Origin of the sequence: Bradyrhizobium sp. BRP23 (assembly GCF_020194135.1) — a bacterium.
Lineage (GTDB): Bacteria > Pseudomonadota > Alphaproteobacteria > Rhizobiales > Xanthobacteraceae > Bradyrhizobium > Bradyrhizobium yuanmingense.
On the sequence record NZ_JADYVW010000027.1, the window covers coordinates 22,024 to 46,895 of the forward strand.

The 24,872-nt window shown below is 59.1% G+C and carries 22 protein-coding genes and 1 pseudogene; 9 read left to right on the top strand and 14 right to left on the bottom strand.

Annotation, left to right across the window (positions count from 1 at the left end; all coding sequences use genetic code 11):
- Nucleotides 1-145: 145 nt before the first annotated feature.
- The 11 genes from I6F24_RS36030 to I6F24_RS36080 form a co-directional block, all read right to left on the bottom strand.
- On the bottom strand, nt 146-622 hold the full coding sequence (locus I6F24_RS36030) for an Lrp/AsnC family transcriptional regulator (protein WP_225131321.1): 477 nt from the start codon (nt 620-622) through the stop codon (nt 146-148).
- Nucleotides 623-650: 28 nt separating this feature from the next.
- Nucleotides 651-1,313 carry an NADPH-dependent F420 reductase gene (gene npdG / locus I6F24_RS36035; protein WP_225131330.1) on the bottom strand — a complete coding sequence of 221 codons (663 nt, stop codon included), beginning with the start codon at nt 1,311-1,313 and terminating at the stop codon, nt 651-653.
- A 200-nt stretch (nt 1,314-1,513) separates the two neighbouring features.
- Nucleotides 1,514-1,747, bottom strand: coding sequence for a MoaD/ThiS family protein (locus tag I6F24_RS36040; protein WP_225131332.1), 234 nt, complete (start codon nt 1,745-1,747; stop codon nt 1,514-1,516).
- Nucleotides 1,744-4,017 (bottom strand): xanthine dehydrogenase family protein molybdopterin-binding subunit, encoded by a 2,274-nt coding sequence (locus tag I6F24_RS36045; RefSeq protein WP_225131334.1) that lies wholly within the window; start codon nt 4,015-4,017, stop codon nt 1,744-1,746. The genes I6F24_RS36040 and I6F24_RS36045 overlap by 4 nt, the downstream gene beginning before the upstream one ends.
- The gene (locus I6F24_RS36050) at nt 4,014-4,508 is read right to left on the bottom strand and encodes a (2Fe-2S)-binding protein (protein ID WP_225131379.1); all 495 of its coding nucleotides are present in this window, start codon (nt 4,506-4,508) and stop codon (nt 4,014-4,016) included. The genes I6F24_RS36045 and I6F24_RS36050 overlap by 4 nt, the downstream gene beginning before the upstream one ends.
- A complete protein-coding gene (locus tag I6F24_RS36055) occupies nt 4,505-5,380 on the bottom strand; it encodes a xanthine dehydrogenase family protein subunit M (protein ID WP_225131336.1) in 876 nt (291 codons plus the stop codon). The genes I6F24_RS36050 and I6F24_RS36055 overlap by 4 nt, the downstream gene beginning before the upstream one ends.
- Nucleotides 5,377-6,417 carry an LLM class flavin-dependent oxidoreductase gene (locus I6F24_RS36060; RefSeq protein WP_225131338.1) on the bottom strand — a complete coding sequence of 347 codons (1,041 nt, stop codon included), beginning with the start codon at nt 6,415-6,417 and terminating at the stop codon, nt 5,377-5,379. Before I6F24_RS36060 ends, I6F24_RS36055 begins: the two co-directional genes overlap by 4 nt.
- A 63-nt stretch (nt 6,418-6,480) precedes the next feature.
- Complete coding sequence (locus I6F24_RS36065; protein ID WP_225131341.1) at nt 6,481-6,801, bottom strand: hypothetical protein; 321 nt, start codon at nt 6,799-6,801, stop codon at nt 6,481-6,483.
- Nucleotides 6,783-8,366 (bottom strand): hydantoinase/oxoprolinase family protein, encoded by a 1,584-nt coding sequence (locus I6F24_RS36070; RefSeq protein WP_225131343.1) that lies wholly within the window; start codon nt 8,364-8,366, stop codon nt 6,783-6,785. The genes I6F24_RS36065 and I6F24_RS36070 overlap by 19 nt, the downstream gene beginning before the upstream one ends.
- Nucleotides 8,363-9,439 (bottom strand): DUF917 domain-containing protein, encoded by a 1,077-nt coding sequence (locus I6F24_RS36075; protein ID WP_225131344.1) that lies wholly within the window; start codon nt 9,437-9,439, stop codon nt 8,363-8,365. Before I6F24_RS36075 ends, I6F24_RS36070 begins: the two co-directional genes overlap by 4 nt.
- Nucleotides 9,440-9,483: 44 nt before the next feature.
- On the bottom strand, nt 9,484-10,281 hold the full coding sequence (locus tag I6F24_RS36080; RefSeq protein WP_225140372.1) for an IclR family transcriptional regulator: 798 nt from the start codon (nt 10,279-10,281) through the stop codon (nt 9,484-9,486).
- A 61-nt stretch (nt 10,282-10,342) separates the two neighbouring features.
- On the opposite strand from I6F24_RS36080, the gene I6F24_RS36085 reads away from it, so the two are divergent.
- The 5 genes from I6F24_RS36085 to I6F24_RS36105 are packed head-to-tail and all read left to right on the top strand — an operon-like array spanning nt 10,343 to nt 15,897.
- A complete protein-coding gene (locus I6F24_RS36085; RefSeq protein WP_225131356.1) occupies nt 10,343-12,031 on the top strand; it encodes an ABC transporter substrate-binding protein in 1,689 nt (562 codons plus the stop codon).
- A 36-nt stretch (nt 12,032-12,067) separates the two neighbouring features.
- On the top strand, nt 12,068-13,084 hold the full coding sequence (locus I6F24_RS36090; protein ID WP_225131358.1) for an ABC transporter permease: 1,017 nt from the start codon (nt 12,068-12,070) through the stop codon (nt 13,082-13,084).
- A complete protein-coding gene (locus I6F24_RS36095; RefSeq protein WP_225131360.1) occupies nt 13,084-13,962 on the top strand; it encodes an ABC transporter permease in 879 nt (292 codons plus the stop codon). The genes I6F24_RS36090 and I6F24_RS36095 overlap by 1 nt, the downstream gene beginning before the upstream one ends.
- Nucleotides 13,959-14,936, top strand: a complete 978-nt coding sequence (locus I6F24_RS36100) for an ABC transporter ATP-binding protein (RefSeq protein WP_225131362.1) — start codon at nt 13,959-13,961, stop codon at nt 14,934-14,936. The genes I6F24_RS36095 and I6F24_RS36100 overlap by 4 nt, the downstream gene beginning before the upstream one ends.
- On the top strand, nt 14,923-15,897 hold the full coding sequence (locus I6F24_RS36105) for an ABC transporter ATP-binding protein (protein WP_225131364.1): 975 nt from the start codon (nt 14,923-14,925) through the stop codon (nt 15,895-15,897). Before I6F24_RS36100 ends, I6F24_RS36105 begins: the two co-directional genes overlap by 14 nt.
- A gap of 446 nt (nt 15,898-16,343) precedes the next feature.
- On the opposite strand, the gene ald is transcribed toward I6F24_RS36105, so the two are convergent.
- Nucleotides 16,344-17,456 carry an alanine dehydrogenase gene (ald, locus tag I6F24_RS36110; RefSeq protein ID WP_225131366.1) on the bottom strand — a complete coding sequence of 371 codons (1,113 nt, stop codon included), beginning with the start codon at nt 17,454-17,456 and terminating at the stop codon, nt 16,344-16,346.
- Nucleotides 17,457-18,409: 953 nt separating this feature from the next.
- Here ald and I6F24_RS36115 point away from each other — a divergent pair.
- The 4 genes from I6F24_RS36115 (at nt 18,410) to I6F24_RS36130 (ending at nt 22,522) form a co-directional block, all read left to right on the top strand.
- Nucleotides 18,410-18,556 (top strand): hypothetical protein, encoded by a 147-nt coding sequence (locus I6F24_RS36115; protein ID WP_225131368.1) that lies wholly within the window; start codon nt 18,410-18,412, stop codon nt 18,554-18,556.
- A 72-nt stretch (nt 18,557-18,628) separates the two neighbouring features.
- Nucleotides 18,629-19,186 carry a lasso peptide biosynthesis B2 protein gene (locus I6F24_RS36120; protein WP_225131370.1) on the top strand — a complete coding sequence of 186 codons (558 nt, stop codon included), beginning with the start codon at nt 18,629-18,631 and terminating at the stop codon, nt 19,184-19,186.
- Between the two features lie 20 nt (nt 19,187-19,206).
- Complete coding sequence (locus tag I6F24_RS36125; RefSeq protein ID WP_225131372.1) at nt 19,207-20,838, top strand: asparagine synthase-related protein; 1,632 nt, start codon at nt 19,207-19,209, stop codon at nt 20,836-20,838.
- On the top strand, nt 20,825-22,522 hold the full coding sequence (locus tag I6F24_RS36130; RefSeq protein ID WP_225131375.1) for an ABC transporter ATP-binding protein: 1,698 nt from the start codon (nt 20,825-20,827) through the stop codon (nt 22,520-22,522). The genes I6F24_RS36125 and I6F24_RS36130 overlap by 14 nt, the downstream gene beginning before the upstream one ends.
- Here the strand turns inward: I6F24_RS36130 and I6F24_RS36135 are convergent.
- Together I6F24_RS36135 and I6F24_RS36140 are read right to left on the bottom strand one after the other, a co-directional pair.
- Nucleotides 22,431-23,126 carry a GntR family transcriptional regulator gene (locus I6F24_RS36135; RefSeq protein WP_225131377.1) on the bottom strand — a complete coding sequence of 232 codons (696 nt, stop codon included), beginning with the start codon at nt 23,124-23,126 and terminating at the stop codon, nt 22,431-22,433. The two genes, I6F24_RS36130 and I6F24_RS36135, sit on opposite strands and share 92 nt — an antisense overlap.
- 1,376 nt (nt 23,127-24,502) lie before the next feature.
- A pseudogene (locus tag I6F24_RS36140) lies at nt 24,503-24,872 on the bottom strand (MATE family efflux transporter); the annotation flags it as partial.

The following is a 24,872-nucleotide window of genomic DNA, read 5'->3' on the forward strand; positions in this document are numbered from 1 at the left end:
TCTGTATCCTATCTGCTTCTCCCTTAAGCAGACCCTGGCACACCTCCTGGATAAGTCTTCGACGTTCGCATCCTTCAAGCGTGCTGACGCGCGTTTCCGTGCTATCTCTTGCCCTTATTCCGAACTCCGCTTCGCAACGGAGAGGCTAGCCATGAAGCGCCGCCGGAGAAATTGACCGCTTTATGACAGTGCGCATTGCGAAACTCGATTGCAGTCTTGCCACCCCCGGCAGGCGTGACAGGTGCTGCTTATGAATGCGTTCGTAGTCCTCCATGTCGCGCGCCAGTACCGAAAGCCGATAATCGTCCGTACCGGACATCAGATGGCAGGCGATCACGTCGGGGCATTTCTGAATTTCGGCTTCGAAAGCCCTGAGCGCGCCCTCGCTTTGGCGGTCAAGCGTGATGTGGACGATCACGGTGAGGGGAAAGCCAAGCGAGTTTGCATCGATCTCGGCCGAGTAGCCTTTGATGATCCCGGCTTTCTCCATTTGCAGCACGCGCCTTGCGCAAGACGTTGCCGAGAGGCCGACCCGTTCGGCCAACGCCAGCTGGCTTATGCGGGCATCCCGAATGAGTTCGCTTAGGATTTTGCGGTCTAGAGGATCGAGGGCTGTGAGCATCGTTGCGAACGCCCGTGTGGTTTTCCATTCAGGTCAGGCCGGAAATCGTGATGCCGGCACCCTTCACCTTGTATTTGCGGTTGATCGCGATCAGGACGGAGGTGAGGGCCTCGGCTGCAGCGGAGTTCGCGAGCGCACCGCCATCGATCCCGCGATTGCTCACCGCATCCGCCAGCAACATCACCTCCTTGCGGGCCTCAGGATCATCGCTGAACACCAGAACGTCGCAGTCCGCCTTTCCTCCGGCATGGAGCTTCTGTGAGCCGACATTGTGAAACGCTCCGACCACCCGCGAACTCGGATCAAGCTGCGATTGGGCGATCAGCGCAGCCGACCCGGCGCTCGGGAGTTGAACAACAGAGACCTTCGGCGGCACGAGCGGCACGACCGCGGTGACAACAATCTTGCCCTTGGCCGCGTCCTTGATCTCGGCCAGGCTTGTCTCATAACTGGAGAATGGCACCGCAACGACAACAATATCGCTCTTCGCCGCGGCGGCAGCGTTGGCCTCGCCAGTCACATTGGCGAACCCGTCGGATTTTAAGAGCGCGACTGCATCCTGAGCGCGCTCAATCGAGCGCGATCCAAGAATGACGGAATATCCGGCGCGACTCCAGCTGCGGGCAAGGCCGGATCCGAGATCTCCAGTGCCGCCGACGATCGACAAAGTCGGAAGGGGCGCGTTCGACATTTGGCTTACACTCCTTTGCTTGCGGCATGACGCCTTGACAGTGAAACTCTGCTTCGCTCGAGCGTGCTTGACCGTATTCACACCAGGCCGAACACTCAATAGATCAGTCGCACCGCTCCTTCACGTGAACGAATTAGTTCAAAGACGGCTCGATCGCGGGTCAACACTTCTGGGTCCGTCGCCGAACAAAGAAGTTCATACTAGCCGCCTTCAAGATAGGGAAAGAAATTGAGCTCGGCTCCGTCTTTGACTTCAGCTGACAACGGCACGACCATGTCACCAATCGAGGCCAGCCAGACATCATGCTCGGCGCTCAACGAGCCGATCACGTTGAGAATCGTCGCTCCCTCGGGGAGGTCAAGCTGAATGGATCCAACCCCGCCGGGCAAGAACCGACGGAGATTTCCATGCATATTGACCTCGACGCGGATCATGAGTGCGGGGCTCGCATTGTGGCGGCAATCTTTTCAGCGGTCATCGGCAGCGAGTTCGGCCAGCAGCCAGTCGCCGCCGCGATCGCATTGCCGATTGCAGCCGGTGGTTCGATGCATGGTGGCTCTCCAACGCCCTTGGCACCGTAAGGACCGGCAGCGGATCGGCATTCGACGATAATGCTCTCGATCTCCGGGACATCCATCGCCGTCGGCATCTTGTAATCTGTCAGGTTCGCATTCATGACGCGACCGTCCTGATAGACGATCTCTTCCGACAGGGCCTGGCCTATACCTTGCGCCACGCCACCCTCGATCTGTCCCTCAATATAGGTCGGATTGATCGCATATCCGACGTCCTGGGCCACGACATAGCGATTGATCGTCACTTTGCCCGTGGCTTGATCGACCGAAAGGTCGACGGCGTGGGCATGGTAGCTCGGCGTATTCCAGACCGGGAGCGGATGGTTCTTGACGCGTGTCGGATCGTAGGCTGGTGCCGGTGAAATGGCTGTGCCATGCGCAATGAGCCCGCCACCGGCAAGACGCGAGATGCGTGCCAGCTCCGCAATCGAAATCGACTTGTTGCCGACGACCACGTGCTTGTCCTGCAGCTTCATATCCTCAATCGGTGCTTCCAGCTGCTTGGCCGCGAGTTCGAACATCTGACGCCGCAGCTCTTTAGCTGCCGCAACGCACGCATTGCCCACAGAAAAGGTCGTACGGCTGCCTTGAGCGCCGTAGTCGAACGGCGCGGCCTGAGTGTCCACCCCGGTGACGTTGATGTCCGTCAAGTCCAGAGACAGCTCCTCGGCGAGCACTTGAGCGGCTCCCGTGATCGCGCCGGTGCCGATTTCAACGGCGCCGCTGACGAGCGTCGCACTCCCATCGGGATTGATCTTGACATAGACACCAGACGAGCCACCCGTCGTCATCCACCAGCTGCAGGCGATGCCCTTGCCCCGTCCTGGCTCGGGATTACGATCTTGCCAGCCGATCGCATCGGCTGCCTTGCGCAGACATTCCTCGATGCTCACAGAGGTGTGCGTCTCGCCCGAAGGGCCTGGATCCCCCTCCTTGACGATGTTGCGCAGGCGCATTTCGAGAGGATCCAGGCCGAGATCCTTTGCGATCATGTCGATCTGGCTTTCCATCGCGAAATTCGCCATCGGTCCCGCCGGAGCACGGAAGGAGCCAGAATGGACCTTGTTCGTGTAGACAGCGATGCTTTCGAACGCGAGCGCTCCTGTCTTGTACGGACCTGCCATGACCTGAAGTGCGATAGCAGCCGTGCCTGGACCTGAGCCGGCATAAGCGCCACAATCCACGATGACCCGACCGCTTCGGGCAAGAAGATGCCCATCCTTGTCAACGGCAGTTTTGAGCAGAACCACGGAAGCCTGACGCGGAAGCGCGGCTATAAGCTCCTCTTCGCTCGTCGACATCACTTTGACCGGGCGGGCAGTCTTGCGCGCCAGGAGAGCTGCGAAGTGCTCGACACCGATCCTCAGCTTGCCACCGAAGCCACCACCAATTCCCGGCACGGTGACGCGCACCCGCGCGGCCGGCAAATCGAGGATTTCGGCCAATGTCGTTTGCGTGTCGAACGGCAATTGGGTGTTGCACCAGACCGTCACTATCCCGTTCGCATCCCAATCCGCGGTCGCAACGCGCGGCTCGGTGTATCCTGGATGCTGAAGCGAGGTCGTGAACCGATGCTCATAGACCTTATGAGCCTTTGCGAAGGCTCCTTCGACATCGCCGACGTGAATACGGGCGTGACCTGCGATGTTGTCCTTGCGCGAAATGATCGGGAGCGCCTTGTAGGTTTCCCAATCAGGATGGATGCGGATATCGCTTGTGAGCGCCTCTTCCGGATCGTACAGTGCCGGTAGATCCTGATATTCAACCTTGATGGCTTCAATCGCGCGCTCGGCGATCTCGCATGACGTGGCAGCGACCGCGGCGATCGCATGTCCCATGAACAGGACGCGATCGGTTGCAAATACGGTCGTGTCGCGCACCGCCGTTCCATAGCGGACCTGCGGGATGTCAGCGGCGGTGATGATGCCACGCACGCCTGCGATCGCAGCCGCGCGCGAGATGTCGATGTTCTTGATCAGAGCGTGCGCGCGAGCACTGCGCAGGATCTTGCCGTAGAGCATACCGGGCAGCTTGAAATCCGCAGCGTAAACGTGCTTTCCGGTAACCTTGCCGACGCCATCCCGCCGGGGCAGGCGGTGACCGGCAACGCGATGGGTTTGAGCGTTCATTGCTTGGCTCCCGAAAGTGCGATGCGCTCTGCCGCGGTTTCCACGGCATCGATGATCTTGCGATAGCCGGTACAGCGGCAAAGGGTACCTGCGATAGCTTCCCTGATCTCGTCGCGCGAGGGGCGGCAGCCCGGATTTTCGTCCAGGAATGACTTTGCCGTCAGGATCATGCCCGGGATGCAGTAGCCGCACTGAACGGCGCCGCATTCGATGAATGCTTCCTGAAGGGGATGCAGATGCTCGGGATCGCCGATCCCCTCGATCGTGGTGATCGAGCATCCCTCAGCTTGCCCCGCGAGCAGGATGCAGGAATTGACGGCCCTTCCATCGAGCAGCACCGTGCAGACCCCGCACTCTGCTTCCAGGCAGTTCTCCTTGGTGCCCATCATGCCGATCCCGTTGCGCAGGACCTGTAGCAGCGTCCAATGAGGCTCAATGAGCAGCTGATGGCTCTCGCCATTGACAACGATATTGAGAATTTTCCGGTTCATTGATCCTGTTCCCGAATTCGTTGCAAACATGTCCCGAGCGCGCGCTCGACCATGACCGCGACAAGACCGCGGCGGTAGCCGGCCGACGCGCGAACATCAGAAATGGGACTGGAAGCCTCTGCCGCGATCCTGCCCGCCTCCACAAAGCTTTCCTTTCCGGCAGATCTGCCGATGAGATAACTCTCCGCCTGTTCGGGCCGGAACGCCTTTGGGCTTGCGGCTCCGATTGCCAGGCGCACTGAAGCGCAACGCGAGGTGGAGGCATCCAGCGTCAAGCAAGCTGCAACACAAACCACCGATATCTCCATGGCCCGCCGGCGCCCTTCTTTCAGGAAGGCGGTTGCGGATCCGGCCGGAAGCTTGGCAAATCGGATGCTGGTCACGATCTCGGCGGGCAAGAGATCAGTCTTTCCCGGGCCGACGATGAAGTCGCGCAAGGGGACGGAGCGCCGTCCATTGGGACCTGTCATGTCGAGGCTTGCATCGAGCGCGAGCAGTGGCGGCACAAAGTCGGCGGCAGGAGAAGCATTGACGATGTTGCCGCCGATGGTTGCGATGTTTCGTACTTGATGGCCACCGACGACGCTGGCAGCTTCGACCAACGCTCGCAGATTACCCCGAAACGCAGAATGCGTTTCGATCGTGCGGTACCTCGTTAACGCGCCAAGGGTGAATGCTTCGGTAGTCTCGGTGATTTCGCTCATTCCGGCCAGGCAGGCGACATCGATCAGATGTACGGGATCGATCTTCTTCCGATTGATCTGGATAACCGTATCGGTCCCGCCGGCGACATAGCGCGCGGTCGGCGCAAAGCGTTGAGCAAGGTCGATAGCTTCAGTGACCGTGGCCGGCCGATGGAGATCAAAGCTCATGGCTTGCTCCCTTCCAGCGCCTGGGCGGCAGGCCACACCTCGGAGCCCATCTTGGCGATCGTATCCTCGATCGTACCTCCTTCGGGAGCGAAGGGCATGATGATAATCCCGTCGACGCCGGCCTGGCGCAGTTCGATCACACGCGCGGTCACCTCCTCCACATTGCCGGCCAAAGTGAAGGCGTTGATATGGCGATCGGTCACGTATGGCAGCAGAGGAAGGTAAGGCGTCACCCCGGCGGCGTAATGGGCGCCCTGGACAGAGGCGAGCACGTCCTCCGGCAAGGTCAGCCCCTGCTCTTCGGCTGTTTCAAACTTGAGACGCCCTGCCCCGAGCAGTCTTGCAACCGTCGGCCGAAGCGCGTCACGGGCGGCCTGACCGTCTGAGGCAACACAGGCATTGAGCCGAACGATCAGCCTGACGGATTTGGGATCGCGGCCCGCCTTCCTGGCCCCATCGTCCAGTCTCGCGCGGAAGGCCTTGATTTCCGGAGCATTGCCGCCGGCCTCCATGAACGCGGCATCGGCGCAAGCGCCTGCCGTCCGTTGGCCGAGCGGACCATTGCTGGCCACATAGATTGGGATATCGGCGCGAACAGGGGTGAAATTCAGCTTGCCCTCCTTGAACCGAATGACCTCTCCCTCGTAGGTGACGGTCTCGCCGCGCAGGAGCATCCGAATGACCTCGATCGCTTCGCTGATAGCGCGCGCCGGCTTCTTCCGATCGATGCCAAGCTCAGCAAAACCGGAAATACCGGCGCCGAGGCCGAGAATTGCGCGCTTGTTGGAAATCTCGTCGAGCGTCGCAATCGCCATGGCCGTCAGCGCCGGATGTCTGGCGTAGGGATCTGTCACGCAAGGTCCGAGCCTGACCCGAGACGTATTTTGTGCAAAATATCCAAGACACGAATAGACCTCCCGATAGAACCGTTCATCGGCAAGCCAGACCGTGTCGTATCCGCTCGCTTCGGCGAGCTTCACGCGATCAAGCATCTTGGCCATTGGCGCGTTGCCGAGAATCAGCAGGTCGAGGGTCATCTTGTTGGTGTCCTGTTTGCGCTTACGTTCTTGGACTAGGCAGAGCTCAACGCGGAGCACAGATCATTCTATCTCGTCGCTGACGAAATAGATGTTCTTCGAGCGATCGAGAAACTTGCCATAGAGCTCCTCTCGCAGCGCAACACCAGCCGGTGAGGCAAGGTCCCTGTCGTGTTGCTCCAGGCTTTTGACCTCGATCCTTTCGATGTATTGCCACGTCGAGTTTTCGGCGCCCTGGATGGGGCGGCGAATGCGATGAACCTTGTAGCTCACGTAATTGTCGAGGCTCCGCACGAGAGCGTAGTCGCGCTCGCGGACCCAGGCCTCATATTCCGCTGGGTCGACCCCTTCCTTGAGCGTGCTGATCAGGAAACGGACTGGCATGTGACTTTCTCCTTGGCTGTTTGCCCAATTCGGGTTGATCGGATATTGCCGACGACTTTGACGCGCACGCGCATGGCATTTCCGGGCAGATAGGCGATCGGCGTATCCTCTGCCTCGACCAGGGCAAGCGATTCCGAATCCGCGCCGGCCTCCACTGCCCGGGAATCGGCAAGCTTGCGTGCTGAAGCAACCGCCTCGTCTCGCGTCAGCCCCTGGAACACCTGATCGACTTCACCACTGACCTGCGCAATGGCTGCGCCAACCGCATTCGCGCAGCCCCCGTGTTGAACCCGAACGACACGCCCGACGCCCTGCAATTCTTCCGGAACAAGAAACGCGCCGCCCCCGACCGCAATCAGCGTGACGTCTGAAGCGCTTGTCTTCATCCGGTCGACGTTCTCTTCCAGCATCTCCTTGCAGCGGCGCAGAACCCTCTTCACGTCATCGGCAGTGATGTGTGCCACACGCTTGCGATCGCCAAGGTCGATCAGTCCGGCGGCAACGCCGATGTCGGTCGAGGTCACGCGATTGCCGCCAAACACCAGCGCTTCCGTGGACAGGCGATACCCAACGCTGAGCGGCCCGATGGCTGCCGCTCCAAGGTCGATATGGCTGCCGCCACCAAGTCCGATGGAAACGAGGTCCGGCATGCGGAATAGGGTCCTGACGCCTCCAATATGAACGACCGTGTTGGCTTCACGGGGAAAGCCGTTCCGCAAGTAGCCAAAGTCCGCCGTCGTTCCGCCGACGTCAACCACCACCGCATCTTTGAGCCCGGAAAGATAGGCCGCACCGCGCATCGAGTTGGTCGCACCGGAGGCGAAGCTGAACACAGGGTATGCGGCGGCACGCGAGGCCTCCGCGACGGTGCCGTCGTTTTGCGTGACAAAAAGCGGCGCGTTCAGCCCGACCTTTGACTTGGCTTGCTCAAAAGCCGTGATGGTCTCCCGAGCAAGCGCAATGAGAGAGGCATTGAGAATTGCGGCGTTCTCACGTTCGAGCAATCCGATCCCGCCGAGCAAATGTGCGCAGGTCACCGACACATCGGGGATTTCTTCGCGCAGGATGGCGGCGACCGCTTCTTCGTCGGACGGATCAAGCGGAGAGAACAGTGCGTTGACCACGACGTATTTGAGGCCGAGATTGCCGATTTCGCGCGCAATTCGCTTGGCTGCCGCGATATCCAGAGGGGCGAACCTGCGCCCGTCGTAATCGTGGCCGCCTTCGATTTGAAAGACCCCGCCATTGGCGAGCTCGGCAAGCCCAGCCGGCCAGTCGGTAAAGGGCGGCAGGGAGCTCGTGGCGGGGAGTGCAACTCGGATTACTGCCACTTTCGTCAGATGACGGCGCTGAACGACCGCATTGATGAAGTGGGTCGTACCTATCATCAGCGCGTCGAGACCGCTCGCATGCTCGGCACTCAGATCGAGCGCCCCGATGGCCGCAGCCACACCACTGGTGACGTCGGCCGTGGTGGCGACCTTCACGCCTTGAACGACTTTTCCGCCGTCGATCAGCACGGCATCCGTATTGGTGCCACCTACGTCAATCCCAATGCGTCTCATGAGCAGAATACCGACTTGAAATCGATGTCATAACCAAAAGCGCGGGGGCCGACATGGTCGAGCCCGCGCGGCGAGAGGAAGACCGGAGCCGCCGGCAGCGCGATCACGGTTGTCCGCTGGCCGTAGCGAATGGTTTCCGTTCCGATCGCTTCGCCGGATTCACTGTCGAGAACGCAAATGAGGTCGGGCGTCGAGACGAGCGCCTGCCCATCGCGCCACACGACGATCCACTCGTTCTGGAAATCGATCCGGATCTGGCTGCTGTGATCATCGCCAAGCCCCTCCACGACTGTGCGGCCGCGCAGGAAGCCCTCCGTTGTCCGCCGCTCGACTTCAACGACCTTGCCGGAGAACAGGAACCTGCCGGATTCCGCTTTCAGAATGGCTGCAATCGGGTCAGCGTGCTGCCGGTTGGCCTCGGCAACCGCCCGCCCGAGATTGATGGCTTTGGATGTGGTACGGGGAATGGCCCATTTCTTCACCTCAGCACCGGTGCGCGGCGCCTTGCAGGTCGCGACGATGGACCCGAACTCGGTACAAAGCTTTCGGCTCACACGTTCCATCCATTTCCAGGAGGAGGTTTTGCCAACGATCGCCTCATTACCGCGCGGGTCTACGGAGGTCAGCGGATAGGGAGCGAGACCGCCCACCGCAAAGCTCGTCATTTGCGCCTCAGGATAGGCACGCCCCATCGCATCGGCGTCGACAACTGGAATTTTCAGGTGGACGGCAGCGAGCAAGGACTGCATGCCGTTGCCGCCACCGATTTCGACTGCCATCACCGCCCTGAACTTGCGACCAAGATGCTCCTCCATGGCCGACACGGCGCGCGCGATGAGCCTGCTGTCGACCAGACGCTCCTGGAAAACAAGCGGCGCGCCCATAATGGAGACAACCGCGATCGCATCATCATCGTCCAGCTCGTCGGGATCGATCAGATCTACGCGAACGCCTTCATTGTAGTAACTCCGCATGCTCAAGAGCGCGTGATACGGACTCCCGCCGCCACCCGTTCCGAGAATCCAGGCGCCGACGGAGAGCGCCTCGATATCCTCCGGACTCAATTGTCTCATCTATAGCCTCCGAGCCGCGTCAATTGCGGCGACAAAAAACCGGATCAAGCAGCAACCGGGCCGCCACCACCAAGGGCGCGCTGCGCACGCTGCATGAGAAACTGATCGCCGAAGCGGTGCGCGATACGCTCAGCGGCAGTCGTAAGCAGCGTGATCGCACGATTCCTCTCCTCATCGCTCATGTGCGAGGCTGGATAGGAAATACAGAAGCCCACCGTCTCGCGGATTTCTGGATCGGAGACGCTCACGGAGATTGAGCCGACCCCGGGGATCGCTTCATCGAGGGCCTCGGCCCAACCGAACCGGCGCGGCTGATCCAGCGCCGCCACCAGCTCGTCGACATTTTGAGGGGCGCGCGGCGAAGGCGGCGTGACGCCTTCAGGATGAAGGGAGCGCACCACATTATCTGGAAAGCGCGAGAGCAGACTGCGCCCAATCGCAGTCGCAAATGCAGGAGCACGCTGGCCCAGCGGCGTGAATACGCGCAAGGCATGAGACCCCTGGTGCATCCGGATGACCAGAACATCCGCACCATCAAGGATCGAGACATAACCGGTATGCCCAGTCTCCCGGGTGATCTCCTTTACGGCCTCATCGACCGCGTCGATCAAGGAGGAGTTCAGCTTGTAGAGGCGCGAAATCTCAAAAAGCAAATTTCCAACCTTGTAGCGCGGAGGATTTTCCGAGCGCGACAGGAGCCCCTCAACCAGCATCGTCTTCAGCAAACGAGATGCTGAACTTTTGGGCATACTCAATAACTGCGAGACTTCTGTCACGGAGACTTCAAGCCTGCCGGGCCCAAAAAGTCTAAGGATTTGCGCGGCATTTTCAATTGCGCCCATTTTTTGATCACCTAGTTTCGTATATTGAAACTTAGTTGACAATAGCAGGACGATGACAATAATGCAAGCCATCGCGCACCGGACGACCGGCAAATCTTTCGCGCACAGTCAGGAGGGGAATGAGATGAACAGGGACACGCGCCGTCGGGATTTCTTGAAGTTCGCCGCAACCAGCGTCGCGGCGCTCACATTCACGGGCACAGCTCGTTTAGCTGCCGCACAAGATAAGCGAACGCTGACAGTCGCCTGGGATGCCGACATCGACACGCTCGATCCGGCCTCGTTCAAGACGTCGGCCGGCTACACGGTGCAGGCAAACGTTTACGACAGTCCGCTGATGTGGAAGGTGCAGCCGGTCGAGGGAAAGCCGGGAGTGTCGCAAGCAAAGCCTGGCGAGATCGAGGGCGGCATCGCTCAGTCCTGGTCCTTCGAAAATGGCAACGCCACGCTGGTGCTGAACATCCGCAAAGGCCTGAAATTACCGAGCGGCCGCGACGTCAACGCCACGACCGTGAAGTATCTCCTCGACCGCGGGCTGCAGTCGCCGGGTTATATGCGCCTCCTGTTTCCGCGCCTTCTTGGGGTAACCAAGCCCGAGCAGTTCAAGGTGCGCGACGACTTCACGATCGAGATCAATATGCCCTCGCCAAGCCCGATGGCGCTGGACATGATGGCGCTTATGAACAACGCGCTGCTTGATCCGGATGAGGTAAAGGCGAATGCGAACGCAGACGATCCCTGGGCCGCCAACTGGTTGAAGCGAAATACGGCCGGCGTCGGGCCGTATCAACTAGTCAAGAACCAGCCGGGCGTCGAAGTCGTCCTGGAAGCGCAGGCTGATCACTGGCGTGGTCACCCCTATTTCGATCGGATCGTTCTCAAATATGTGCCGAACGAAGCCGATCGCGTGCTGCTGCTCAAGCGCAAAGCCATCGACATGGTCGTCGGCAGATCAACGCTGTCTCCGCGCAATGTGAAGAGCCTCGAGGCGGAGCCAGGTTTGAAGACAGTCTCCGTGCCGGACACCCTGTGTCACTGGCTTTGCATGAACACGCAGAAGGCTCCGCTTAACAATGTCAAAGTGAGGCAGGCCATCAACTACGCCATCCCGGTCCAGGCGATCATCCCGAGCGTGCTGTATGGTTTCGGCACCGAGATGAAGAGCCCTGTACCTAGTTTGACGCCCGGTTACGACAACACGATCAGTCCCTACAAGTACGACATCGCAAAGGCCAAGGAGTTGATGCGCGAGGCGGGCTTCGGCAAGGATCCGGTTCCGATAGACCTTGCGGTACGCGCTGGATGGCAGCCGCACGAGCAGGCCTCGATCTGGCTCCAGACCGAGCTGGAGAAGATCGGCTTCAAGGTGAACATCGTCAAGGAAACCGAAGCCACCTTCCGCCAAATCGCAACCAAAGGCGATCACCAGCTTTCGATCGAGTCCTGGCAGTCCTGGATCAACGATCCCTTCTATCACCTGTTCTTCAACTTCCACAGCACAGCGAAGGGCACGAACACCTCGTTCTATTCCAATCCAGAAGTCGACAAGCTGATCGATGAGAACATGCATGAAACCGACACCAGCAAGCGTCTGGCGGCGGCAAAACGCCTGCAGGAGATCATCATCGGCGACGCCGTTTGGGGGCACCTCTGGTACGAAAACTGGACCCGCGTCATGCGATCCGACCTCGTTGGCATTGAGAAGCGTTGGGATAGTTATGAGCGCTTTTTCAGCATGAAGCTCGCCTGAGCACGTCATCTTCGTATTAAACGGGAGAGCGCTCCAATGGGTTTCTTCAATTATGTCATGCGACGGTTTGCGCTGGCTCTGCCGACCTTGTTCGGGGTCAGCGTGATCTGCTTTACCCTCACCTACCTACTCCCGGGCAATCCGGCCATGGTCAAGGCGGGCCCGTTTGCCACGCCCGAACATCTCGCTGAAATGGAGCACCAAATGGGCCTGGATCGCCCGTTTCCAGAGCAATACTACCGCTACGTCTCGGGCATCTTCAAAGGCGATCTTGGCGAGAGTGCCTCGACGGGACGGCCGGTGTCTCAGGACTTTCTGCAGCGCCTGCCCGCCACTCTCGAGCTCAATCTGGCGAGCCTTCTCATCGCGATCGTGATCGGACTGCCTCTTGGGGTCTTGTCAGCGGTGCATCGCGACACATTGATCGACCATATCGGACGAGTGGTCGGCATCATGGGTGTCGCCATGCCGAGCTTCCTGACCGGGCTCCTGTTCGTTTACGTCTTTTTCTACATGCTCAACATGGCCCCCTCACCGCTGGGGCGCCTCGGATCCGGCATAGAACCTCCCGCACACATAACCGGACTTTATGTGATCGACTCCCTGCTTACCGGCAATTGGACCACCTTACGATCAAGTCTGCATCAGCTCATGCTGCCTGCAGCGACCCTCGGGCTCAGCGCGATCGCGCCAGTCGCACGCATGGTGCGGTCCACCATGCTTGAGATCCTCGAGTCCGACTACATCAAGGCGGCCTGGGCGGCCGGATTGCCGCGAAGAACGGTGATTTATCGGGATGCGCTGCGAAATGCGCTGATACCTGTCATCACTATTTCCGGAATCGTTTTTGGATTCTTGATGGCCGGAAATGCGGTCGTCGAAAGCGTGTTCTCATGGCCCGGCATTGGCAATTACGCGGTGACTGCATTGCTTACGAAGGACTCGGCTCCGATCCAGTCTTTCATCCTCTTCGTCGCAGTGACGTGTGTCATGGTCAATTTGGCAGTCGATATCGCGTACGGCCTCGTTGACCCCCGGATTAGGTTCAGCTGATGTCCTCATCATTCTCCTCTTCGATTTCGCAACCGGCTTCATCTCTGGTGTGGCAGCGGCTTCAGCGCAATCCTGTTTCCTTTGCGGCACTGTGCGTGATCGTGCTGATCGCGGCGGCTGCGATATTGGCGCCGATCGTGGCGCCCTACCCGCCCGATGCCACCGACCCTGCAGCTTCTTTGCAGCCGCCTTCCTGGCAGCATGCGCTTGGAACTGACGAGTTCGGCCGCGATCAACTCTCGCGAATCATTTTTGCGGCCCGGGTCGACCTGCTGGTTGCCTTTGCAGCAACGTTTGTTGCCGTTTCAATCGGAGGGTTGCTTGGAGCAGTCGTCGGATACAGCCGGGGGTGGGCTGATACGATCGCGATGCGCGTCGTCGACGCTCTGATGGCCTTCCCGGCCTTCGTACTGGCCATGGGCATCACGGCAGGGCTTGGCAATTCCACCACCAATGTCGCAATTGCCATCTCGATCACACAAATCCCGGCTTATCTGCGGCTGACCCGTGGAGAGATGCTTCGGCTCCGGGAGATGGAATATGCCGATGCTGCTCGCACGCTCGGCAATCCGACCTGGAGGATTGTGTTCATTCACCTGCTGCCGAACTGCCTTCCCCCGCTGATTGTGCAGGCGACCCTCTCGACGGGTTTTGCGCTTCTGACGATGGCCTCGCTCTCCTTCATTGGCCTTGGAATTCAGCCGCCACAGAGCGAATGGGGCGTGATGACCGCGGAAGGTGCCTCACAGATCGTCACGGGAGAATGGTGGCTGTTCCTGTTTCCTGGCCTTGCCATCATGATTTCCGTTCTCGCATTCAACCTTATCGGCGACGGACTCCGTGACTTGCTTGACCCGCGCATGAGGGGATTGAGATGACCGAGCTGCTTGAGATTTCTGATCTGACCGTCCACTTTCAGATAAACCAGGGTGCCATTGAAGCAGTCGACCACATCAACCTGACGATCCGCCGGGGCGAGGTTCTCGGGCTGGTCGGCGAGTCCGGGTCGGGAAAGTCAGTCACGTCTTTCGCCATTCTGCGCCTGATCCGTCCCCCAGGGCGCGTCGTCTCCGGAAGCGTTCACTTTGACGGAGTTGATCTGGGTACGCTCCCTGAGGAACAGATGCGGCGCATGCGCGGCGCAAAGATCGCGATGGTATCGCAGACGCCGCGAACCGCCCTCAACCCGCTTCTGACCGTTGGAAAGCAGATCTCACGCTTGCTGATGGTCCACGCCGGCTTGTCGGCACGAGAGGCGGACAAGAAAATGCTCGAGATGCTGCGCCTTGTGCGCATTCCGGCGCCGGAAAAGCGAGCCAAGCAATACCCGCATCAGCTCTCGGGAGGGATGTGCCAGCGGATCATGATCGCTATGGCTCTTGCAACCTCACCTCAGCTCCTGCTCGCGGACGAGCCAACGACCGGGCTCGACGTTTCAATCGCGGCCAAGATTCTCGATCTGCTGCGCGAATTGAGCGCGAAAACAGGTGCGGCGATCATGCTGGTCACGCACGATCTCGGCGTTGTTGCCGAGATATGCGACCGCGTTGCCGTTATGCATGCGGGCCAAGTGGTGGAATGCGCCCCCGTGCGGGAGCTGTTCCATAATCCCGCCCATCCCTATACCAAGGCGCTCGTCCGATCGATACCGAGGGTCGATCGGGACGTCGTCCTAGAGCCCATACCGGGGTCGGTTCCTTCCCTGGTCAACCCGCCGAGCGGATGCCGTTACGCAGGACGCTGTGAGTGGGTAATGGATCGCTGTCGCGCGGCACGCCCTGCGATGATCGAGGCCGCCCCCGGCCATGTTGTAGCATGTTATGGATTCGAGGAACGCCGTGGCACTTGTTGAGATACGTGATCTGCAAATGCACTTTCCGCTCGGCGGGATGGCCGGGACGCTCGCACGCCTGCGAGGTCAGGATCAGCCCGTCGTGCGGGCAGTTGACTCTGTCTCCTTCGATATAGAAGCCGGCGAGACGGTTGGATTGGTCGGCGAATCCGGCTGTGGAAAATCGACAGTCGCGCGGTGCCTGGTCCGGCTAATCGAGCCGACGGCGGGATCTGTCTGCTATGATGGCACGGACATAGCGAGGCTTGATGCGCATGCCATGAAGCCTTTGCGCCGCGACATCCAGATGGTGTTTCAGGATCCTACTGCCTCGCTCAATCCCAGACTATCGGTGAGACGGATGGTGGAGGAGGCGCTCACGCTTCATACCAAGCTTCCGGCGAAGGAGCGGCGCGACCGCATCGAGGAGCTCATGCAGGAGGTGGGGCTCGGCCGCGATCTATTGGACCGCTATCCGCACGAGCTTTCGGGCGGTCAACGCCAGCGGGTCAATATAGCCAGGGCCATTGCAACGAATCCCCGCTTCGTTGTTCTTGACGAGCCAACCTCCGCACTGGACGTATCACTACGCTCGCGGGCAATTCTTCTGTTGGAGAAGCTGCGTGAACAACTCGGGTTGTCCTACCTCTTTATTTCCCACGACCTGGCCACTGTGAAGTACCTGGCGAGCCGCGTTGCGGTGATGTATCTCGGCAGCATTGTGGAGATGTCGGGCACAAAGGATCTGTTTGCAAAGCCCTTGCATCCCTACTCGCGCGCTTTGCTGGCGGCCATTCCAGTTCCGGATCCCGACGCAAAGCGCGACGATTTCGCTTTGTCCGGGGAAATTCCAAACCCTATCGATATCGCGCCTGGATGCAAGCTGAGAGGGCGTTGTCCTTTAGCCAAGCCTGTCTGCGCGGAAAGACCGCCTTTGAAGGAGGTTGCGCCCGGCCGGTTCGTCGCCTGCCACCTGGTCTGAGACGGATGTCTTTACGTTAGAGCCGCGATACTGAGGAGCCCGTGGGACTATATCGAGCGTATCGAGGTGACTGATCGCGCGGTCTACGAAGCTGAACTCGCCCTCGCCGGCAAGGAACTGATCGACCAGCGAGAAGTATCGGGGTAAATCGAAGACGATATCGCTCTGGTCGGAACGTATCGAGCCGTAACACCCCCGGCGAAGCGTGGGCTTGGTCTGAGTGCGTCTCCTTCGGATCTTTGGGTTGTAATGCACTTACTAGTCATCCACGCGAGTTCGCTCAGGGGATGATTCACGTTGATTCGATCCCGTGGGGGATTTCATAGCTATCCAAAAGTAGAGGGCTTCCACCTCCAAGCTGCCGAACATGCCGGGCACAAAAAAAGGGCCACTCCAAGGAGCGGCCCTTAAGTGAGGGAGGAAACGTCCCATAGGGACTTCTGGGATCAGGCCGCAGCCTGTTCGATCGGGGAGAATGGCAGGCCGAGGCTCTCGGCTACAGCCTTGTAAGTAAGCCGGCCGCGATACGCATTGAGGCCTGCCCGCAGATGCGGATTCTCGAGCACCGCCGCGAAACCCTTGTTGGCGAGCGCCAGCCCGAAGGGCAGTGTGGCATTGTTCAGTGCCTGGCTCGATGTGAGCGGGACGGCTCCGGGCATATTGGCGACGCAATAGTGAATGACGCCATCCACCTCGTAAGTTGGATCGGCGTGCGTGGTCGGGCGCGATGTCTCGAAGCAGCCGCCTTGATCGATGGCGACGTCAACGATGACGGATCCCTTGCGCATTGAGCCTAGCATGCTGCGGCTCACGAGTTTCGGTGCGCTTGCACCGGGGACGAGGACCGCGCCGATGACAACGTCGGCTGCAAAGACCTCCTCTTCGAGGGCATCTATGGTCGAGAATCTGGTACGAACGCGGCTTTCGAACAGTTCATCCAGCTCGCGAAGGCGGGGGATCGAACGGTCGAGGATCGTGACCTCGGCGCCCAGGCCAGCGGCCATTCGGGCCGCATGTGTCCCAACAACGCCGCCTCCGATCACGACGATGCGGGCCGGCTGCACGCCAGGAACGCCGCCGATCAACAGCCCTCGCCCGCCGCTATAGCGCTTCAGGGCGCTGCCTGCCGCTTCGACCGCAAGCCTTCCCGCGACTTCGCTCATCGGCGCAAGCAGCGGAAGCCCGCTATGCGCATCCGTCACGGTCTCATAGGCGATAGCGGTGCATCCAGACTTGAGGAGTCCCCGCGCCTGTTCCGGGTCTGGCGCCAGATGCAGGTACGTGAAAAGGATCTGCTCCTCGCGCAGCTGAGTCCATTCAGAAGGTTGCGGCTCCTTCACCTTTACGATCATCTCGCTGGATGCGAAGACCTCACGAGCTGAGCCGACAATCGTCGCGCCGGCCTTGCGATAAGTGTCATCGCTCGCGCCAATGCCGGCACCCGCATTGGTCTCGACCAGTACATTGTGACCGGCAGCCACATATTCGCGGACGGCGCCAGGGGTCAGACCCACGCGGTATTCGTGCGTCTTGATTTCCTTAGGGACCCCGACCTTCATATGCAATCTCCTGTTTGGCCCCTCCTTTTAATCGAAAGGCCAGGTTGTTTCTCTGCAAAATCGCGAAGAATGGGCGACACAACGGCGACAATATGCGCTGACCGAGATCGTTCTGCAGAATTCCAAACAAACGCGGCCAGCCCGGCAAAGTCACACGATCCACTGCACGGGGGCGACACGATCAGTAAAAGCTCTCTCATCATTGTTGGAAGGCGTCCTGCAAGCGGACCGCTGGGCGTCCGCTCGGCTGGCGGAGGTTCCATGTATGGAGACAGCGGTCAACCTCATGCGGCTGGGTCTCGTCACTGAGAACGGTTTAACCTCGGCCGGGCTTGAGGTCTTCGTCGTCGCTTTCAAAGCGCAACGTGACGCGCCTCAGCGGGAGTTGCTGCCGTAAATCACGCAGCGTTACCAGAACGCCAAGCCGGCTGAGAGATCTATGTTCGGTTAGACGGGTCGGTGCGCTGCTGCGCCGGACCCGATGCCAAGCCAAAAGTGGTTGGCGGCTTGCAAGCCCAGCAGCATGGTGCCTGATTCGGCAAATATCGCGATCATTTTGAGCAAGCTTTCGCACGGCGACGGAAACTGTCGCGGCATTGCGCGGTGACGAAGTCGGATTAGACTTTGCTTAAGTCAGATCGGCTGCCTGCACTGGATCTGGTACTGTCTGTCAGCGCGAAGCGGTCGCTGGCCATGGAATTGCTACCATTGAACTAGACGCCTTCCGTGCCGGTAACTCTACTCAGGCGCTATAGGTGATTGAATCATCGTCCCTTCGGCCGCTGGCCGCAAACGCGCCACCTAATTGCCTCGTCGCCCATCCCGCATCCTCCGCAACGTCAAACTATTTTTCAAATCGCTCGAGATCATACTCAGAAAATAAAAGCCCTATTTTATATCACGATGCTAGCTTCCGCGCGCTGGCGATATGCCGGTCACTCTGGAGAAAGTGGATGAATACAACCGCTATCAATGAAACCGCTATCAATGACACGGTGCAGGACCTCGGGGACGCCACCGAGCTCACAAAAGGCTTTGGGGGCTCGTGGCGCGCAGAACACACGACCGGCGATTATTATTTCGTGGATGAGTCCGATTGACGCGGACCGTCTTGATGGGATGGGCTTCGGCCCATCCCATCAGTTTGAGGCGGTGGCCAAGGGATCGCTGCTGTGAGTGACATATTTCATGCGTGGTCTAACGGGCGTTGGATCAGCCTCGACCTGCAATCCAATCGTTACAGCATGGCGAGCACTTCTGCAGCTTGTCCGGAGGAGCGTGAACGGCTAACCGAGACGACGGCCAAGTTGCGCGATTGCCTGAGTTCACCGCCAGCCTTTCTCCCACCCCTCCATCTGGTGTGGCACTATGCGCGTGCGGCTCATGCTGCTCGCTTCGTTCGCAGCCAGACCATCGCTCGTCAACTCGACTTTTTACGTGCCTCGCGTCGGGGAACAGCACCGGCGTCAATGGGAGTCGAAACAATCGATTACTACGCCAGCGTATTCCAACATCTGCGCAATCTTCGGTTCCGCCGCCCGCGCTGCCTTGAGGATTCCGTAGGGGGGTATCTGTTTTTCTATCCCTACATCGCATCGCTCGAGCTCCTCGTTGGTGTGAAGCAGCCCCCGTTCAGAGCCCACGCCTGGCTGCAATCTGGTGACCTCATTTTGAACGACGCGAAGCGTGCTGTGGAGGACTACAGCGTCATCTTGAGCTTCGCGAAATGAGACTCAATGTAGATGGGCTCTTGGATTCAGCGAAGGAGCTTGCCACCATCATTGTAGACGGCCGCGTGGAAATCACGGTGCTCAACGATATTGTTGACGCCGAGACCGGCATGCCGACTGAATTGGAGCCAACACAGTTCAAAGACACGTCTCTGCCGGAGATTGTCGCCTTGCTGCAGGAGCGGTACGCTGGCGATGCGGCGTTCATTGTTCGCGCGCCAAGTGGCATCGCGATCGTACGCCCACCTTTCTCGGAGATCTCCATCTTCTACCAGGTCAGAAATGATGAGATTGAGTGCTGGGCAGGACTGAAGCTGCCAGATGCCGCCTTGGCGCAACGCCACGCCTTCAACTTTGGCTATTTGACTGGCCTGATACGCAACGCGTCTTGGTTGACCCCGGAAACAGGGTTGTGTGGGATTTTTGAGCTACTGAGTGGCGCGGCGCTCATCGTCTCAAGGGGGACTTTTCGGCAAGTCGATTTTCTGGCGGGCGCCGTAGCCAGGCTCAACACCTCGGCGTTCTCTTTCAAGGATGACGTGGCCAGTTTTCGCCAATTGATCTCAGCGAGCGTCGCTCACAAAACCCGCCACTATGGCGGTGCTTTCAGTATTCAATGTTCCGGGGGCCTTGATTCGTCGGTAGTGGCGCTGGCTGCGGCCGACCTCCATCGAGGCAGGCCCCTTTCCCTCCTGAACAGCTACTCAGAGACGGACGTCAATGGTGACGAACGCTTCTTTTTTGCCGCGCTAGCCGAGCAGGTGGGCGGCGCGCCAACCTATGTCGAAACGAATGCTCGCTCGTCGATGACCCATCTATCGTCAGAATTGCTGGCTCCAACGCCGCGACCTTGTAAGCTAGCGGCCACGATCGCCACAACGGCTCAACTTCACGAGGCTGCGCAGGCCGCAGGATCGCGCCTGGTGCTCACAGGAGACGGAGGCGATCAACTATTTCTCAGAATGCGCCGCTTGACGATGGCCAGAGAGCTGCTTGCCGAATCCCGATCGCCACAAGATGCATTGCGCGAGCTCGCCGGCCTTGCGATTCAGGCTCGAACGTCTGTCTGGCGTGTTCTTCGCGAGGTGATCACCGGTCGGAGCGGCCGGGACTTACGCCGCCATATGCTCGGTGATCATCGGCCGCAGTCGCCTGTCGCGTCAGTGCGGCCGGATTTCGGTGCAGAGCTCGTACCAGGCGCCAGGTCCCTACGCCACCTGCCGACGACGCGACTGTTTCAGTTCTTCGGCATGCGTCATGCGGAGCTCAATCGCATCGCACTACGAGACATTGCGGTAGAAGAGCGAAAGGCGTTTGTGTTCTGGCCGCTCATCAAGGCAAGTCTCGTCACGGCTCGCCGACATCATCACTCAAATGGAATTGATCGTGCACTTGAGCGCGAGGCCTTCCGGGAACATTTGCCCGACGTGATCTACTATCGGGTTGGCAAAGGTGCCGGGCGCGACATGCTAATGCGGTACGAATATGGTGCCTTAGTGTCACGTGTCGAGCGTAGTGCATTGTATCGGCAAGGCTTGATCTCCCGCGATCTCCTCCGTTCAGCTATCGACAATTTGTCATACGACTCAGCGTTTGCACTCGTTCGTCTCTGCGCTGTTGCCGATTGGATGGACCTTCATGAACTGGGGTAAGCCGCTCTTGCCCCCGCTCCAATGGGACATCATCAAGACGAGCCTGCAATCTTCCCGCGTTCTTGTCGCGGGCTTCTTGCTCACGACCATTGCAGCGTCTGCCTGCACGGTCGCCGGGCCGCTCTTGTTCTCACGGGCCGTCGCCCGGCTGGCCAGCGCGCCGCCGCTTCTTACGCTCAGTTTGTTGTTGCTGTTTGCCGTTACGACCGCACTTGCTCGGTGCTTGCAGGAGGTCAAGGCGGTTCTGTCGAACAGGCTGGAACAGGACGTTCGTAATCTCTCCAGCAAGAAGATCATGGCCGCTCTGGTGAGCGCCGAGGGCTCGCTGTTTTCTCAAAACAATCCGAGCAAGATTTCGGCAATGGTAGAGAGTTGGCACCAGTCCAATAAGATGTACATTCAGCTCTATTTGATGGTGCTGATGGGCGGGGTCGCCGATGTTGCGTTCTCGTTCCTTGCCGTCGGTGGAGCAGCAAATTGGTTTGTGGCGCTGTTCGTTCTAGCCTACGGCGCCGTCCTCGTGTTGATAACGTGGAAGAGCAATAGAGTTACAAAAGTGTATCAGGCTGAGGCGCAGGCCTCAAGTAACGAGGGCTCGAACGTTTTAGGAAATGCAATCGAGAACATCATTTCGATCAGGGTGTTCCGCGCTCAACCCTGGATAGCTGAGTTGTATGACCGCCAGGCCGCCGCCACGCGCCGAGCCTGGCTCTCGTTCTATGGCGCCCGGTTGCGCTATGGCGCTTTGCAAGCGACCCTCTTGTTCGTTCAGTATGCCTCGATCTTGGGGCTTTCGCTGTGGCTCTATGACCGATCAGGCGAGATAGGTGGGCTCGTCATGGTGAGCATGATCCTGGTTCAACTGAACCGGCCCTTCGAGCTTATTGGCATGTCAATTCGAGACATCATCATTGCGCGTGGCATGGCCCGGCCGCTGCAGGCGCTGCTTGATGCCCATGCCCCAGCGGCACGACCCGCTATGCTCAAGCGTACTATGCCGATATCGGGCTCACTCGCCATTTCCATCAGCGCGCTTTCGTTTGGTTATGAGCGCGCCGCCTCGCCGCTTCTCTCTGGGATAACGGGCGAGTTCAAGCCCGGCGTCATCAACTTCATCATCGGACGCTCGGGCGCTGGCAAATCGACGCTTATGCAGCTCCTGCTAAAAATGCATCAAGGCTACAGCGGCCTGGTACGCGTTGGCTCTCTGGACCTGGCCACGATCGATCCGGAAGATTACTTGGCGCACGTAGGTTACGTGCCCCAAGAGCCTATGATGATGAATCTGAGTATCCGCGAAAACGTTCTGCTGGGCCGCCCGTTTCCCGATGCGGACGTGTTCCACGCACTAGAATGCGTCCATCTGGCTGATAAGGTGACCTCCTTGCGGGACGGTTTGGACTACCGCGTCGGCGAGCGGGGCCAATTGCTAAGCGGCGGCGAGAGGCAGCGCCTTGCGATCGCCCGTGCCCTCATCGCAAGGCCTCGGCTGTTGCTCCTCGACGAGGCCAGTTCCGGGTTGGACGAGCAGACCGAGCGCGGAATCTTCGACGAACTTCGGCAACTCGCGTCGGACACGACGATCATAGCAATCACGCATCGCCGGGGCGTGATAAGTCCACGTGACTACGTGCTAGATTTGTCGTGGTCGGCATCCGCGAGAGCCTCGCTTGTGCTCGCATAACTTCCGTGACCCGGCGCCTGAAAAAGTCTTGGATGGCACGGGCTGCGCCTTTGTGCTGCCCTTCGACCATCAACGCACTGATACTTTGACTTTCGACAAGCAACTCGCTGTAGTACGTACGTGTTCCCATTGCGCGTGAAAGGTAGACATAAACGACGTCCGCGACGTGATCCGCAATGTGGCGATGCTGTTTGACCAGCAACGCGCGCCGATAGCACTCGCCTGCTTTCAAGAAGAGTTTGGCGGGATCCTCATTGCTTGCGTAGATGGGCTTAATTTCACCGCAGAAGCTTGCCGCCACTTCATCAATCAGCTTCGCCTTGGTGAAATCGCTGATGCTATCGACATACATTTGCGACAGCATGTTGCAGAACAGGATGGCTTGATGTGGGTCGATCGGCCTGGCGTTGAACCCCTTGTGGTCGACATTTTGCACCACATCGCGCTCAGTCAGCCGTATCAAAGCCTCTCGTACGGGCGAAATTCCGACGCGAAGCTCATCGGCAATGTCGGCAGGCTTCAAGGCTGTGCCGGGTAGCCAATGGCCCAGTAATAGACGCTCGCGCAAGGCCTGGAATACTGGATGCTGTGTCTCAAAAGCCATGATTACTCGCCCGTTCAAGCGGCCTGACTGAGGCGGTCAAGGGAGCCTCACCTCTTGGCATAGCTCATGCCGCCCCGGAAACCATGCGCGGTCCGGTCCGCGGCGAAATGGCTGCTAGCATAGGCCGCCATGGCAGGCCGTCCGCTAGGGCCACGAAGCTCTGCTGCCGAGTAGGAGGTGGGTATGTCCAAAGCGGAATAGGCGGTCGCAACGGGTAGAGGCGATGATCGAGCGGCATTTCTGCCATTGTGCAACCCGCCCAAGAAGCAGCGTCGCTGCCACTGGTGCCGACGTCGGCGCCAACATGTTGGTTTCGCTGTTCACGATATTGCGTCCGCACTCGCGGTCCGCCGCCCAAAATCAGGATAGATTCGCCGGTCATCATGGCTCCCATTTCGTTCATCAAAATGTTAGTCGTTTGTTGGATCGGTGGAGAGCTCCAGCTCCGCTCGTCGCGCAGCCGCGTTCGTAACGAGATCAGCATCGGCGATTCGTAAGCCGCCACTTGCGCAATGGCGTGTTGGTGCTCCGAGGTGCATCCGAAGGGGAACGGGCCTGCATCGGGTGAACAACACCGCCACCATCGCTAAAGAAGAGCGTGCCGTTCAAACCGCCCTGCTTTCGCTGATCACGGAAGTCCTGCGGCGTGAGTCTAAGAATTGAAACATTCGCAATCCTTTTCGCTCGTTGGATAGCCTTGGCGTGGTCGGGGGCCGTCCCACCCATCTGAGATACAACTTGACGCTACGTACGATTCAAGGGATCTGAGGCCGTCAAACTGGACCATTTTTGGCTAGAGTTTTCGCCGCCGAATCCTCTCGGCTCGGAGCTTAACAACGGACTTAATCCCTCGATTTTCGAAATTTGCACTCGGCACGAATGCAGGTCGTCCCCGTGATGCCGTGTCTTTCGTTCTACCCGGAGACGTAGATTTTCCTTACGGCGTGCATGCCGCTTGGCCTCGCGGTAGTTGAGTACACACAATCGAAACAGAGCGCCCACAGCCGGGAATATCGCTCCGAAGGCGTCTTTGCGTTCTCAGACTGCAAGCCGCAAATTCCGGCTGCCTACTTGCCTCACTATGAGCGACACGACACTGAAGGGCGGTCGGATTTCAGATCATAAGCCACGGATGTAGCTTCCTCATGATCGGTCTCTCTTATCCTTGGCTTGAGCTCGAGTGCTCGCCAAGACTAGGCGCGACGTCGACCTCGCCGCGCTGCGCCACCCGCGCACGACGTTCGACGGCTTTGCCTTCATCGCAATCGCAGCGATATAGACCGATACATAGCGACTCGCTCTTGCACATCACACCTAATTTTGGAGCCATCCCGTCGCCGGCCATGCAGGCTTAAATGCCGGCTCCGATGATCAGATCAAAGAGCACTTTCGATTCCAGGCTGAATGTGTCGGCCGCATCGCCTGAGCTCAACGAACTGACGGCGCATGATAAACAGTGCAATCATCCCGGCGCCTAGCTCCGCGATGGCTTGACTGGCCAATACTCCGCTGAAGCCAGAGATGGCAGGGAAGAACAGTACAGCCGGAATGAAGAGATAATGTCTCGCGAAACACACAACCGCGCTGAGACGCGCTCTCCCGAGCGATTGAAGCATCGCCGTGACGACAGTCTCAATACCATACAGTCCAAAAAAGAGATGGAAGACGGTGCAGGCAGAAACGGCAATTTCCCTGACGCTATCGCTATCGCTGAACAGCCCGACCAAAGGACGGACAAAAACCATA

What these genes read in the sequence shown, in the direction of transcription:
- I6F24_RS36030 (WP_225131321.1), bottom strand. Translation starts at nt 622, where the DNA reads ATGCTCACAGCCCTCGATCCTCTAGACCGCAAAATCCTAAGCGAACTC.
- npdG (WP_225131330.1), bottom strand. Translation starts at nt 1,313, where the DNA reads ATGTCGAACGCGCCCCTTCCGACTTTGTCGATCGTCGGCGGCACTGGA.
- I6F24_RS36040 (WP_225131332.1), bottom strand. Translation starts at nt 1,747, where the DNA reads ATGATCCGCGTCGAGGTCAATATGCATGGAAATCTCCGTCGGTTCTTG.
- I6F24_RS36045 (WP_225131334.1), bottom strand. Translation starts at nt 4,017, where the DNA reads ATGAACGCTCAAACCCATCGCGTTGCCGGTCACCGCCTGCCCCGGCGG.
- I6F24_RS36050 (WP_225131379.1), bottom strand. Translation starts at nt 4,508, where the DNA reads ATGAACCGGAAAATTCTCAATATCGTTGTCAATGGCGAGAGCCATCAG.
- I6F24_RS36055 (WP_225131336.1), bottom strand. Translation starts at nt 5,380, where the DNA reads ATGAGCTTTGATCTCCATCGGCCGGCCACGGTCACTGAAGCTATCGAC.
- I6F24_RS36060 (WP_225131338.1), bottom strand. Translation starts at nt 6,417, where the DNA reads ATGACCCTCGACCTGCTGATTCTCGGCAACGCGCCAATGGCCAAGATG.
- I6F24_RS36065 (WP_225131341.1), bottom strand. Translation starts at nt 6,801, where the DNA reads ATGCCAGTCCGTTTCCTGATCAGCACGCTCAAGGAAGGGGTCGACCCA.
- I6F24_RS36070 (WP_225131343.1), bottom strand. Translation starts at nt 8,366, where the DNA reads ATGAGACGCATTGGGATTGACGTAGGTGGCACCAATACGGATGCCGTG.
- I6F24_RS36075 (WP_225131344.1), bottom strand. Translation starts at nt 9,439, where the DNA reads ATGAGACAATTGAGTCCGGAGGATATCGAGGCGCTCTCCGTCGGCGCC.
- I6F24_RS36080 (WP_225140372.1), bottom strand. Translation starts at nt 10,281, where the DNA reads ATGGGCGCAATTGAAAATGCCGCGCAAATCCTTAGACTTTTTGGGCCC.
- I6F24_RS36085 (WP_225131356.1), top strand. Translation starts at nt 10,343, where the DNA reads ATGCAAGCCATCGCGCACCGGACGACCGGCAAATCTTTCGCGCACAGT.
- I6F24_RS36090 (WP_225131358.1), top strand. Translation starts at nt 12,068, where the DNA reads ATGGGTTTCTTCAATTATGTCATGCGACGGTTTGCGCTGGCTCTGCCG.
- I6F24_RS36095 (WP_225131360.1), top strand. Translation starts at nt 13,084, where the DNA reads ATGTCCTCATCATTCTCCTCTTCGATTTCGCAACCGGCTTCATCTCTG.
- I6F24_RS36100 (WP_225131362.1), top strand. Translation starts at nt 13,959, where the DNA reads ATGACCGAGCTGCTTGAGATTTCTGATCTGACCGTCCACTTTCAGATA.
- ald (WP_225131366.1), bottom strand. Translation starts at nt 17,456, where the DNA reads ATGAAGGTCGGGGTCCCTAAGGAAATCAAGACGCACGAATACCGCGTG.
- I6F24_RS36115 (WP_225131368.1), top strand. Translation starts at nt 18,410, where the DNA reads ATGAATACAACCGCTATCAATGAAACCGCTATCAATGACACGGTGCAG.
- I6F24_RS36130 (WP_225131375.1), top strand. Translation starts at nt 20,825, where the DNA reads ATGAACTGGGGTAAGCCGCTCTTGCCCCCGCTCCAATGGGACATCATC.
- I6F24_RS36135 (WP_225131377.1), bottom strand. Translation starts at nt 23,126, where the DNA reads ATGGCTTTTGAGACACAGCATCCAGTATTCCAGGCCTTGCGCGAGCGT.